Raw genomic sequence first — 12,518 nt, forward strand, 5'->3', positions numbered from 1 at the left:
CAACAGCATGAAGCCGTTAGAGGTTGGTGGAGAATAACAGTGTCTGAAAGGCTATTTATCCGATTAGGAAAAACATCAGAACACTCATGTTCATGGCTAGTATGGTCTGAACAAGAGCAAGAGATCATTGCTTCGGGTGAATTGCCTGATGCCGCAAGTCTTGCCAGCTTAACAGAGCGTGTTGGCAATAGGCCTGTTGATGTACTTGTGCCAGCAGCAAGCATGACATTAACCCAAATCGCCTTGCCAGAAAAAGGCCAGCGCCAAGCACTTAAGGCTTTGCCATTTATGCTGGAAGAGTCGATTGCAAGTGATGTAGATGACATGCATTTTGTTGTTGGCCCTCGTCAGGGTGAACATATTAATGTGGTTGCTGTTGAGCACCAGCAAATGCAGCAATGGTTGAGCTGGCTTAGCGATGCAGGTTTAAAAGCAAAGCGTGTTGTGCCAGATTGTTTAGCCTTGCCGCTTGAGCAATGCCGTTGGGCGGTTATGAGTTTCGGTGAAGAGTATTTACTGCGCACTGGAGAAGGTGCAGGGGTGAGTTTACCTCAATCTTGGGTGTCGTTAGCCTTACCTAAATTATTAGTTGATGCCCAACAACAGGCAACAGATCAACAAGCTATTGATGTGGCTTGCTACAGTGACAACGTTCAATTTGAAACTCAAGATTTAGTGTTAACGGCTAAGCCGCTAGAGTTACCTATGATGGTACTGGCAAAGGGGATTTTACACGCGCCGGTTAATTTATTATCAGGTATCTATAAACCCAAGCGCGAATATAGCAAGCAGCTAGTTTTGTGGCGTAATGCTGCTGTTATTACAGGTATTGTGATCCTATTGGCATTGGTAAATAAGGGCTTAGCTATTTCTGAGCTTAACCAACAAACCGCAGAATTACGCAGCCAAAGTGAAGCGATTTTTAAAACCGTTTCCCCTGGTATAAATCGAATTGTTAACATTCGTTCGCAAATGGATAGTCAGTTACGCAGCATGCAAGGTCAAGGGGGAGGCGCAGCCTTCTTTGAGATGCTAGATGGACTGAAACCTGCGTTCACTCAAGTCCCTCAGTTAAAGCCGACAAGCTTGCGTTTTGAAGCCAATCGTAATGAACTGAGAATGCAAGTCAGTGCAGATAATTACGCACAGCTAGATAAATTTAAAGATATCGTTGCGAAAGACTTTCTATTAGAGGGTGGCGCAATGAACAGTAGCGATGACACTGTCACAAGTACCTTAACCTTGAGGAGCAAATAGTATGGAAAATTTGCGTAACTGGTGGCAAAGCTTAGCTCAACGAGAGCAACAACTGGTGGGGTTTTGTGGCTTCTTTGTATTAATTGGGGTGTTATATTGGGGCATTTGGTCACCGATCTCAACGGCACAAGAAGATGCAGAGCGTAATCATAAAGCCGCGCTACAAACATTGAATTACGTTAAAAAAGCTGCCAATGAAATTGCTGGATTAGCTCAAGCAGGCGCTAAGGCCAAGGTGAGCGGAAGCTTAAGTTCTATCGTCAACCAAACGGCTGGTCAATATTCATTAGAAATAACTCGTATGCAACCTCAAGGGAACAAAATTCAACTGTGGATGGATGATGTGCCTTTTGACGCGCTACTAAGTTATTTACATGAGCTTGTTGTTCAAAAAGGTTTAACTTTAGACAGCGTTGACTTATCTGAATCAGATACTGTCGGTTTTGTGAGTGTCAGACGTATTCAGTTATCTCAGTAAGGAATTTTTGTGAAGTTATTTGTTAAAATTGGCATCGCCATTTTTGTGTATTTGGTGTTTTTGTTCGTATACCTACCCGCAAACTGGTTAGTCAGTATTGCGCCATTACCCAATAATGTTCAGCTATCGGGTGTTGATGGCACCTTATGGCAAGGGAATGCTGACTTTATTCGTATCGATCAGCGTCAGTTAGAGCACGTCAGCTGGAAGTTAAACCCATTGGCATTATTTATTGGGCAAGTGAATATTGATTTTCAACTGGGCTCCCGAGCGACAGCGGTTAGCGGCAAAGGCCATATTAGCTATTCGTTCTCAGGGCTTAAAGCCGATAATCTTCGTTTTGATGCTCCCAGTAGCTTTATTGTCGCTGGTAGTCGTTTACCCTTTAAAACAAGTGTGACTGGCGATGCCAGTTTAATGATTGAAAAACTTGAGCAGGGCGCTCCTTGGTGTGATCAGTTAGCGGGCAAACTCTTTTTAAATAGTATTGGTGTAACCAACCAATTTGGTGCATATCCTTTAGGTGATATTACCTTAGGGTTAAGTTGTCGAGATGGTCAGGTACTGTTTAACACCGATGAACAAAGCAACCAATTAGGGTTATCTGGCACCATTACCTTGGCGGAAAATAATTTGGTTAAAGTCAGTGCGAAGATCAAACCCACAGACACACAGCCTGAGGATTTACGCAAAGCGCTAGGTTTCTTAGGTAAGCAAGACAGTCAGGGTTATTACCCAATTAATTACCAAGGCCGTATTCCTGGTTTGTAATGACGAATTACAATAATTTAAAGGGTGCTTAGCACCCTTTTTTATTGCTTAGTGTTTATCTGGAGCAATTCATCTAACAAGTGATGGTAATCGTCGATAGCGGGGAAATCATGGAATAAGGTATGGCCTTTTTGGCTGTCGGGGTTTTTAATGCCTAACTGAAACCCTATACCTGCTTTTTTAGATGCTTGTAAAATCGCTTCACTGTCATCAATAAATAAACATCTAGCTGGGTTTAATTGATACTTCTCTATTGCGGTTAGCCAAAATTGTGGGTGCTCTTTTGGGTAGCCTGTCTCATGGCTCGATAACATGGCATCTAAACCCGTTGCCAGCTCAGTATGTTCTAACTTCAACTGCAGGCTTTTAGGGTGGGCATTAGTGAATAAAATGCGTTTTTTATTCATACTTCCCAAAGCCAGTAGAAAAGGCATGCTGTCTTGACGCATTTGAATGCGCTCAACTAATGAATAATGCAATGTCAGAATATCAAGTCCAAGTTGCTGCTGCCAATAATCTAGGCAATACCACTCTAAGGTACCAGCCACTTGATGGTATGCAGTTTCAACTCGCTGCTTGGCTTCATCTAGGCTAATTTGTTTTTGTTGGCTTAATTGTTGCGGAACTAGATGCAACCAAAAATGATTATCAAAGTGCAGATCTAGTAGGGTGCCGTCCATGTCGAGTAAAACAGTATCTATCTTATGCCAAGGAAACATGAAAATTCCAGTTGTGGATTACGCTTAGGATAGTAAGATTGTAACTTGTCTTTATTCATTCGTCACATGAGGTTGCAATGACACAGCGGCATAGTAAGCCGGAAATCTTGCACACAGAAATTGTTGCCAAAAGTCGACTGTTTCAAATTGAGCAGGTTCATCTTAAGTTTTCTAATGGCGTTGAACGCCAATACGAGCGAATGAAGGGCGGAAGTCGTGGAGCTGTGATGGTTGTGCCGGTACATGAAGGTAAATTGTTACTGGCAAAAGAATATGCCGCGGGTACCGATAGCTATGAATTAGGCTTCCCTAAAGGATTAATTGATCCCGATGAAGAAGCTATTGAAGCGGCTAATCGTGAACTTCAAGAAGAAATTGGTTTTGGCAGCAAGAAACTCACTCATCTTAAAACACTCTCACTTGCACCAGGCTACTTCTCGAGTAAAATGCACATTTTTATTGCTGAAGATTTGTATTTTAGCGAGCTTGAAGGTGATGAGCCTGAACCTATCATAGTTGTGCCCTGGGCATTAGATGATTGGCAATCATTATTAGATAACGCTGACTTTACCGAGTCTCGCAGTGTTAGTGCTCTTTTCCTCGCACAGCAGTTCTTAGCCCAATCGGTTCAAACTGAAAATTAATTCGCTGAACCTAAACTAGAGAATCTTCGCACTTTGGCTATAAATTAGCTAAAGTTAGTTTTAATCAGTAATACATGCTTATTTCCAGCAGCTGGAGTTGTAATGAAGCCCGAAGTCGTCATCGAACAAGCAATTGAAATTGCCATCGAAGCAGGGAATGCGATTCGTGAAATCTACCAAGCAGGTAATTTTAAGCGTGAAATAAAATCAGATAACACTCCCGTGACGTCAGCAGATATGGCTGCACACAATATTATTTGCGCTCGTTTGGCTCAACTGACTCCTGATATTCCAATTTTGAGCGAAGAAGATGCTGATATTCCATTATCTGTTAGAGAAACATGGTCAACTTATTGGTTAGTTGACCCTTTGGATGGTACAGGAGAGTTTATTGCAGGTAGCGGTGATTTTTCGGTCATTATTGCATTGGTTGAACACAATCGCCCTATTATGGGTATTGTTTACGCGCCCATGACTGAAGTGTGTTACTACGCGATAGCAGGCACAGGTGCCTATAAACGTGAAGGCGCTGAAGAAATACGTATTACCAGCACTCAGCTAGCAACAACCGAGCAAAATCATTTACGTATTGCCGTGAGTCGTCGCCAAGATCCGCAAAAAGTATTGAGTTTGTTTTCAGATCCTCAAGGCTGCGAGTTAGTTGTACTTGGTGGGGCGGCATTAAAAAGTTGCTTAGTTGCAGAAGGTCAGGCGGATTGTTATGTGCGTTTAGGGCCTACAGGTGAGTGGGATACAGGTGCAGCACAAATTATTGTTGAAGAAGCCGGTGGTGCATTAGTGGATATTGATTTACATCCTATGACTTATAACGAGCGCGATACATTAGAAAACCCCAACTTTATTGTTGTCGGTACAGAAAGCGTTGCTTGGAATGCCCTATTAGTTGGCCAGTAAAGTTATACTCTAAATTATTTTTGTTCTTGCAAAAACTTCGAAAACAACTCGCAATTCAACACCGCCTGTTTTATGAGGCGATTAGACTTAAGCGTGCTCATCCAACCATTGGTGTACCGCTTGATGAGAGCCTTTAAAAACAATTTTATTGGCTTTCTTTTCTAATTGATATTGGTACATAGGATCATAATATTCGGCCAATAACTGGCTTATCCATGCGTAGTGCCCATCTAACGTCGTTTGCTGTAATGCCTGTAATATAAGATGTTGTAACTCGTCGTGTTGCTTTCCGCCTAAACGTTTACGGATTTTGCTGATACTTTGCTGCAAATAATGTGCAAAAGCGTTGGCACCTGCATCGCGCCCCAATTGTTGGTAATATTGTGCTTGCATATTAACCACATATTCTTGATGTAAACGCTGTACTCGTTGCTCAAAGCTTTGCTCAACGATAACCACTGGCGCTTGCTGCATTGCTTGGAAAAAGTTATGGGGAATAGCGGCGCGACCAATAAGAAAGCTTTCATCTTCGACAATTAATTTGGCATTGCTAGTCTGATGATATTGTTGATGTGTTAACAGAGCGATGGCTAAGTTATTTTCAAAGTTAATCTGGCTTGGCTGGGCAGTAATCTGGCTGCCAAAACTCGACCCCCTATGATTGGCGAATCCCTCCAAGTCAATAGCATCCTTGCGTTGATGAATAAACTCGGTTTTTCCGCTGCCGGTGCTACCACTAATCACTAGAATTTGATTTTTTGCTGGGGCGCAGTCAATGGTATTGATTAAGAATCCCCGCATGGCTTTATAGCCACCTTGAATATAAGGGATATTAATGCCAGCGTGTTGTAACCACTGTTGCGTTAATTGCGAACGTAAGCCACCTCTAAAACAATATAAAAAGCTATTCGGTTGTTGTTGTATATGCTGACACCACGCATCAATTCGCTGTTGTTTAATATTGCCACTGACCAGCGTATGGCCTAATTCAATAGCGGCCTGCTGCCCTAGTTGCTTATAACAGGTGCCGACTTGTGTGCGCTCACTGTCATTCATCAACGGCAAGTTAATCGCTTGTGGAAACGCACCTTTGATAAACTCGACCGGTGCACGCACATCCATAAGAGGACGGTGAGTTAAAAATAGCTGCCGAAATTCAGATGCGGGAACAATATTTGCCATTAGTAATGCTCTATTAAACTGATCAGGTTAGCTGAGGGGTCCAATAATCTGCCTTGTTGTAATTCACCAATACAATGCACATCGATGAAATTGGCATTAAGCAGCGCAATTAAGGCTGATTCTGATTGTGAATTCACCGCCACTAATAACCCGCCACTTGTTTGGGGATCGCAAAGTATGGCTTTTTGGTAATCGCTTAATACTGGTAAGTTTTGCTGGTAACTCTCATAATTTCGTTCAGTACCACCAGGAATACAGCCGAGGTTCAGATAGTGATCAACCTGCTCTAATTTTGGTATGGCATTAAAATCCAATGCTGCTTGCAGGTTTGCACCTTGGCATATTTCAATCAGATGGCCAGCAAGGCCAAAGCCGGTGACATCTGTTAATGCATTCACTCCTGCTATTTTAGCAATATCACTGCCAATTCGATTAAGCAGGCACATGGCATTAATCGCAATCTGGCTATGCTCTGGTTGGAGTTTTTTCTGTTTTTGCGCTGTAGTCAGTATGCCTACACCTATAGGTTTAGTGAGATACAGTTTATCGCCTGCTTTTGCTGTACTGTTTTGCTTAAGCTCAGCTAGTGGTATCTGCCCTGTTACCGCTAAACCAAATATGGGCTCAGGAGCATCAATACTATGGCCGCCAGCAAGCATTATGCCTGCATCCATACAGGCTTGACGACCGCCATCGACCACTTTCTGAGCCACTTCCGCGGAGAGTTTATTTACTGGCCAGCCAAGAATCGCAATTGCCATAATGGGCGTGCCACCCATGGCATAAATATCGCTAATTGCATTGGTTGCGGCAATGCGCCCAAAGGTGAAAGGGTCATCTACAATTGGCATGAAAAAGTCAGTTGTGCTGATGATACCTGTCTGTTCATTGAGTTTATAAACTGCGGCATCATCTCGCGTATCATTGCCCACAAGCAGATTAGGATCTGTAAATACAGGCAATTGCGATGACAATATGGTGCTCAATACTTGGGGAGATATTTTACAACCGCAACCTGCGCCATGGCTGTATTCAGTAAGACGGATCTGTTGATCATTTTGCTGCATAATGAATAACTTATTTTAATACGAGACGTAATGCCAGAAGGGGTTCATTGTGGAAGATAATGTCAAACTTGAAAAGGATTAAATCCACAAATTGACCACGTGCGGTTGATATTAGGTTGCCTCAGTAGCCCCAGCATCTGGGGTTGGCCATTGTTGCATGTATAACGGTTGGTAATTGGAAGACCGCTATGGTGTGTAGTGAGTAACAGGTAAGATGAATTAACAATAAAAATAGGTGCTGAGCACCTATTTTTATTTGATTTAGTGACACTCGCCAAGCTTGAGTATTAGCTATAAGTGCATATTGCTAAAACAACAACTAAGCATAAGTTGCGGTCAGCATCTTCCATTGTTTTCGTTGTTCAATGAATCGTGCTTTTAATTCCTGCACTTGCTCTTTTAAGTGGGCGTCAACCAATTGCTTGCGCTTAGCTTCAAGCAAAATCTTCTTGGCTTGATAGTAATCCATTAAATGCTGCTTCATAAGATCGTATTCCGCTTGGAAAGTATCAATAATTTCATCGCAGTTAGGTAAGTGGGCGACTTTACGTTGCACCCGTAAAAGTTGCATTTGGAGTTTGGCTGCTTCAATACGTTCTTGAGGTACTTTACGCAGATCAGTGGCAAACCCAGTTAAGCTCATTAACTTGATTAACCACTTAGTTGGATCGTAATCCCACCAGTGAATACCGTTACGATAATCATTTTCAAAAATATGATGAAAGTTGTGATAACCCTCGCCATATGTCAGTAATGCTAAAAAGGCATTATCACGAGCGGTATTTTTGTTAGTGTACGGCTGTTTTCCCCAAATGTGGGCAAGTGAGTTAATAAAGAAAGTGCAGTGATGGACAACAACTAAGCGTAATAACCCAGCTAACAACACCATTGAAATAATATCGCCATTTAACCAGCCCAGAAAAGCGGGGAGACCAATATTCATTAACACCACCAAAACTAGATAATGTTTATGCTGCCACATCACAATAGGATCGTTTTGCAGATCCCTTACGTTGTTATAGTCGCTATAACGGCTAGCTTGGTATTCGCGTAGCATCCAACCAATATGGCTGTACCAAAAGCCCATTTTAGCTGAATAAGGATCTTTATCATTATTATCAACGTGTTTGTGATGCACTCTGTGGTCACTACACCAGTGTAAAGCACTATTTTGTAATGCTAAGGCGCCACCTAAGGCAAATAAAACTCGCATTGCAGGGTGGGCTTTATACGCTTTGTGAGACCATAACCTGTGATAACCAGCAGTAATTGATAACCCACTAGCATAAGCCAACACAATGAACGCTAACCACTCCATGCCATCAAAGCCGTGGACAATGCCACGCCAAGGAACAAGTACAAGGGCACCAACAAAGGTAATAGCGAACAACAAGGTGTTGAGCCAAATTATAGGGGGTTTTTTCATCTTATGGATTTCCTGCTAGCGTTCTAATGTGAATCTAAAATCATTGAGCGTACATATGTAAGCTAATTTATCCTTTGATCTGATTTGGGTCAAGCTCAATAGGGCTGTGTTTCTGCGATAAAAGGGGTATTATCTGTTAATTAATCTTGACTAAGCGGATTGTTAAATGGGTGTAAGAGCACAACAAAAAGAGAAAACTCGTCGTGCATTAGTAGATGCGGCTTTCAATCAACTGAGTGCTGAGCGTAGTTTTTCTAGTTTAAGCTTACGCGAGGTCGCTCGAGAAGCGGGGATCGCGCCTACATCTTTTTATCGTCACTTTAAAGATATGAACGAACTTGGGCTTACCATGGTTGATGAAGGTGGCTTAACCTTACGGCAAATGATGCGTAAAGGTCGCCAGCGGGCTGAGGCGGGTGGCAGTGTCATTCGTATTTCGGTAGACACCTTTATGGAAGTGTTAGAGTCTAATCCCAATGTATTTCGTATTCTATTGCATGAACGTTCAGGTACATCTGCAGCTTTTCGCGCCGCGGTTGAGCGTGAAATTGAACATTTTATATCAGAGCTGACCCACTACACAGAAGCCCATGCTAATCGCCATCCTACGCTTGCTCGTGCCCAGGCTGAAGCATTAGTGACTTTGGTGTTCAATGCTGGCGCGAGTGCTTTAGATCTTAAACGCAGTGAGCGAAAGCAACTGGCAGATCAATTAGTGTTACATTTACGCATTGTGGCGACAGGGGCTGAGGCATTACAACAGAAGATGGATTTAAAAGCAGAGCGTCACGCATAAAACGGTTATTAACGAATTAGAAAAGACAAAGGGCAGATTTAATCTGCCCTTTTGAGTTAATAAGTTATGAATTATTTACGTTCAAGCAAGACACCAGACTCCATATGATCGGTGTAAGGGAATTGATCAAATAATGCAAAACGGGTGATCTTATGCGTAGCGCTAAGTGTTTGCAGGTTATCCTTTAGCGTTTGTGGGTTACATGAGATATATAAAATACGCTCGTAACTTTGCACTAGCTTTAAGGTTTCATCGTCAATACCTGCACGAGGAGGATCGACAAAAATGGTATTGCAATCGTAGCTATCTAAATCGATACCTTCTAGGCGTCTAAAGCTGCGTTTCTTTGCCATCGCATCGCTAAAGTCTTCTGCTGACATACGGATGATCTGTAGATTATCTACGTTATTAATTTCAATATTATACTGCGCGGCATCAACTGAAGGTTTTGCCAGTTCTGTGGCTAATACGCGCTTAAAGTTTTGTGCTAGTGCGATAGAAAAGTTGCCATTGCCACAATACAGCTCGAGTAAATCACCTTGGCTGTTTCGGGTACTGTCGATTGCCCATTCCAACATTTTTACCGATACCTTGGCATTCGGTTGAGTAAAGCTATTTTCAATTTGTTTATAATGCAGTGTTTGACCATTAACTGTTAGGGTTTCAATAACAAACTCTCGGTCTAAATCAATTTTTTGTTTACGGGCACGGCCAATCAAATTCATATTGAAATGTTGTGATAGTTTTACTTTTAGCTGCTTAGCTTGCTCAAGCCACACATCATCTAATTGACGATGGTAAAGTAAAGACACTAGAATCTCACCACTGAGTGTAGAAAGAAAATCGACTTGAAATAACTTATGGCGTAAAGCGGGATTAGGCTTTAACTCTTCTATCAATGCCGCCATCATTTCATTGATTAATGTGCCAGCAGCAATATATTGGTCACAACGAACTTTCTCATTCAGCTCTTTATCGAACATGTAGTAGTATAAGTCGTCGCCTTCATGCCACATTCTGAATTCGGCTCGCATACGATAATGGGCTGGATCAGATGAGAACACTTCTAATACTGGTGGAGTGAACTCAGCAAAAGTTTGTTTAAGCTTTATTCGTTTTTGCTCTAGTTGCGCATCATAGTTTTTAGGATCCATGGCTGCTAAATTCATTTTGTCCACCAAAGGCAATAAAAAAGGGCGCAAATTTTATAACAAATAGCGCTGATATCCAATGTAAACATCATACTGTGATCCCGCATCACTTCAATAACGGAGATTATTTTGTCAGAGCCTATTCTTGTATTCGACTCAGGTATTGGTGGTTTATCGGTTCTGAAGGAAATTCGTAAACTATTACCGGATCACAATTATCACTACGTATTTGATAATGCCCGTTTGCCCTACGGAAACTTGTCTGAAGATGAGTTGATTAAAGGTTGTGTTGAATTAATCGTAAAACAAGTTACAAAAATCAATGCCGCTATTGTCGTGGTTGCATGCAATACAGCAAGTACATTGGTGTTACCGCATCTACGAGCATGTCTTACTGTTCCTGTGGTTGGTGTCGTTCCCGCTATAAAACCCGCCGCGTTGATATCACAAAAAAAGCATATAGGTTTACTGGCTACGCCGGGGACAGTTAAGCGTGACTATACCCATGAATTAATCAATGAGTTTGCCGAAGACTGCAAAGTGGAGTTATTTGGCTCATCTGAACTTGTCGTCATGGCTGAAAATTATTTTGCCGGAGAACCGATAGCTGTCGATGTACTTGCGGAAATATTACGGCCAATAAAAGAAGCTGATATAGATGTATTAGTATTGGGTTGCACTCATTTTCCGATGATCGCAGAACAAATTAAATTAACGTTAGGTGATAAAGTCGCATTGCTTGACTCTGGAGCCGCGGTAGCCAGTAGAGTAGTAACATTGATGAAGCAGAATGATAAACTTAGCGGGATGATGACGGTGAACTATACCAAAGACATATCAGCAGGTTTATATAGAGCGTTAGTCGGCTATGGGTTTACAGATGTGAAACAAATAACCGACTAAAACTCGAAGCATTACACTAAGCGTCTGAAGAATCAGATTCTTGCGATTTAGCTTCTCTTACTTTTAAAGTACGTTCTTGGAAAGTGTAATCGTTCAACTTACCCATAGCCTTTTGAGCACCGGCTTCAGACATTTCAACAAATCCGAATCCTTTACGACGTCCTGTTTTACGATCACGCACTAAGCGCACAGAATTTACAGGACCATACTCACCAAACAAGTCTTTTACTTCACCTTCATGAACACGGTAAGGGAGGTTACCAACATACAGCGTCATCGTCGGGCCAACATAAGGTTCATCAGATGCACGAGATTGGCTAGATGGAATAAAGCTAAAAATTAATGTTGCTGTAACTACCCCTGCAATGAATGCGACAGAAGAAGCGGCATTAACAAATTGAAAAAAAACAAAAGCACCAACAAGTGCGGCAATAAGAACAATCACAAGTGATTTCTGCATAAAATAATCTCTAATAAATATAAAATGAAAAATAACTGTTAAAAAACCGCTATATGTTAATGAATTATCCAAACATTAACCAGCTTGTTGTAGAAAAAACGACCTTAAAATTAGCTTAATTTTGATAAATAGTGAAATTAGAGCTGAATTTGCATGTTTTATACACGGCAAAAGATAAAAAAACAGCGATCTGAACAAAAGATCATCTGTCAGTAAAAAAGATCGCGATCACCCCTTGCACAAAATCTTAAGCTGCCTATAATGCGCATCCACTGACACGGCACAGAGCGAAAGCGGAATGCTGAGTCAGCTTGGTTTACAGCGGTAAAACGCCACAAACCAAACGCGAAAAGAAAGTTTGAAAAAACGCTTGACGCAAACAGCAGGGTCTGTAAAATACGCAGCCCAAGCCAACGACCTAGCGTCTAACGGCGATGTTTGAAAAATTAACATCAACGCTCTTTAACAATTTATCAAGTAATCTGTGTGGACATTCACAGGTATTGAGTTATTCGAAATTGCTTCTTCTTAGGAAGAGCAATCAAAAAATTTAAACTCAATGCAACGATGAATGTTCATAGTAATATGGCTTACAGCAATGTAAGTATCAAATTTGCTGCATCTTAATGAGCGCAGTGAATGAGAAACAGTAGAATTCATTGAGTCGTTCGACGTAGTCGAACAAAAAACTTTAATTGAAGAGTTTGATCATGGCTCAGATTGAACGCTGGCGGCAGGCCTAACACATG

At 41.7% G+C, this 12,518-nt stretch carries 13 protein-coding genes; 7 read left to right on the forward strand and 6 right to left on the reverse strand.

Annotated features, from left to right (window positions below; all coding sequences use genetic code 11):
- Positions 1–39 precede the first annotated feature (39 nt).
- From gspL to IEY03_RS15735, 3 genes are read left to right on the forward strand one after another with little or no spacing between them, the layout of a single operon-like run.
- Positions 40–1,257 carry a type II secretion system protein GspL gene (gene gspL, locus IEY03_RS15725; RefSeq protein ID WP_188843439.1) on the forward strand — a complete coding sequence of 406 codons (1,218 nt, stop codon included), beginning with the start codon at positions 40–42 and terminating at the stop codon, positions 1,255–1,257.
- Position 1,258: 1 nt separating this feature from the next.
- Positions 1,259–1,735, forward strand: a complete 477-nt coding sequence (locus tag IEY03_RS15730; RefSeq protein WP_188843441.1) for a type II secretion system protein M — start codon at positions 1,259–1,261, stop codon at positions 1,733–1,735.
- A 9-nt stretch (positions 1,736–1,744) separates the two neighbouring features.
- Positions 1,745–2,506: a type II secretion system protein N gene (locus tag IEY03_RS15735; protein ID WP_188843443.1), complete on the forward strand. Its 762-nt coding sequence runs from the start codon at positions 1,745–1,747 to the stop codon at positions 2,504–2,506.
- A 41-nt stretch (positions 2,507–2,547) separates the two neighbouring features.
- Here IEY03_RS15735 and yrfG read toward each other — a convergent pair whose 3' ends face one another.
- On the reverse strand, positions 2,548–3,225 hold the full coding sequence (gene yrfG, locus IEY03_RS15740; protein ID WP_188843445.1) for a GMP/IMP nucleotidase: 678 nt from the start codon (positions 3,223–3,225) through the stop codon (positions 2,548–2,550).
- A gap of 77 nt (positions 3,226–3,302) precedes the next feature.
- Between yrfG and nudE the strand changes: the two genes are divergently transcribed.
- Together nudE and cysQ are read left to right on the forward strand one after the other, a co-directional pair.
- Complete coding sequence (gene nudE / locus IEY03_RS15745; RefSeq protein ID WP_188843447.1) at positions 3,303–3,869, forward strand: ADP compounds hydrolase NudE; 567 nt, start codon at positions 3,303–3,305, stop codon at positions 3,867–3,869.
- Between the two features lie 102 nt (positions 3,870–3,971).
- Positions 3,972–4,784: a 3'(2'),5'-bisphosphate nucleotidase CysQ gene (gene cysQ, locus IEY03_RS15750; protein ID WP_188843449.1), complete on the forward strand. Its 813-nt coding sequence runs from the start codon at positions 3,972–3,974 to the stop codon at positions 4,782–4,784.
- Positions 4,785–4,871: 87 nt separating this feature from the next.
- Here the strand turns inward: cysQ and mnmH are convergent, their stop codons facing one another.
- The 3 genes from mnmH to IEY03_RS15765 form a co-directional block, all read right to left on the reverse strand.
- The gene (mnmH, locus tag IEY03_RS15755) at positions 4,872–5,966 is read right to left on the reverse strand and encodes a tRNA 2-selenouridine(34) synthase MnmH (protein ID WP_188843451.1); all 1,095 of its coding nucleotides are present in this window, start codon (positions 5,964–5,966) and stop codon (positions 4,872–4,874) included.
- Entirely contained in the window at positions 5,966–7,033 is a 1,068-nt protein-coding gene (gene selD, locus IEY03_RS15760) for a selenide, water dikinase SelD (RefSeq protein ID WP_188843453.1), read from the reverse strand. The genes mnmH and selD overlap by 1 nt, the downstream gene beginning before the upstream one ends.
- 319 nt (positions 7,034–7,352) lie before the next feature.
- On the reverse strand, positions 7,353–8,459 hold the full coding sequence (locus tag IEY03_RS15765; RefSeq protein ID WP_188843455.1) for an acyl-CoA desaturase: 1,107 nt from the start codon (positions 8,457–8,459) through the stop codon (positions 7,353–7,355).
- A 166-nt stretch (positions 8,460–8,625) separates the two neighbouring features.
- Between IEY03_RS15765 and fabR the strand changes: the two genes are divergently transcribed.
- A complete protein-coding gene (fabR, locus tag IEY03_RS15770) occupies positions 8,626–9,255 on the forward strand; it encodes an HTH-type transcriptional repressor FabR (protein ID WP_188843457.1) in 630 nt (209 codons plus the stop codon).
- Between the two features lie 71 nt (positions 9,256–9,326).
- Here fabR and trmA read toward each other — a convergent pair whose 3' ends face one another.
- Positions 9,327–10,424: a tRNA (uridine(54)-C5)-methyltransferase TrmA gene (gene trmA, locus IEY03_RS15775; protein WP_188843459.1), complete on the reverse strand. Its 1,098-nt coding sequence runs from the start codon at positions 10,422–10,424 to the stop codon at positions 9,327–9,329.
- A 111-nt stretch (positions 10,425–10,535) separates the two neighbouring features.
- Here trmA and murI point away from each other — a divergent pair, with 111 nt between their 5' ends.
- Positions 10,536–11,309, forward strand: coding sequence for a glutamate racemase (gene murI, locus IEY03_RS15780; protein WP_188843461.1), 774 nt, complete (start codon positions 10,536–10,538; stop codon positions 11,307–11,309).
- A 16-nt stretch (positions 11,310–11,325) separates the two neighbouring features.
- Here murI and IEY03_RS15785 read toward each other — a convergent pair whose 3' ends face one another.
- The gene (locus tag IEY03_RS15785; protein ID WP_188843463.1) at positions 11,326–11,769 is read right to left on the reverse strand and encodes an RNA recognition motif domain-containing protein; all 444 of its coding nucleotides are present in this window, start codon (positions 11,767–11,769) and stop codon (positions 11,326–11,328) included.
- Positions 11,770–12,518: the final 749 nt, after the last annotated feature.

The organism is Shewanella aestuarii, from assembly GCF_014647215.1.
In the GTDB taxonomy this organism is placed as follows: Bacteria; Pseudomonadota; Gammaproteobacteria; order Enterobacterales; family Shewanellaceae; genus Shewanella; species Shewanella aestuarii.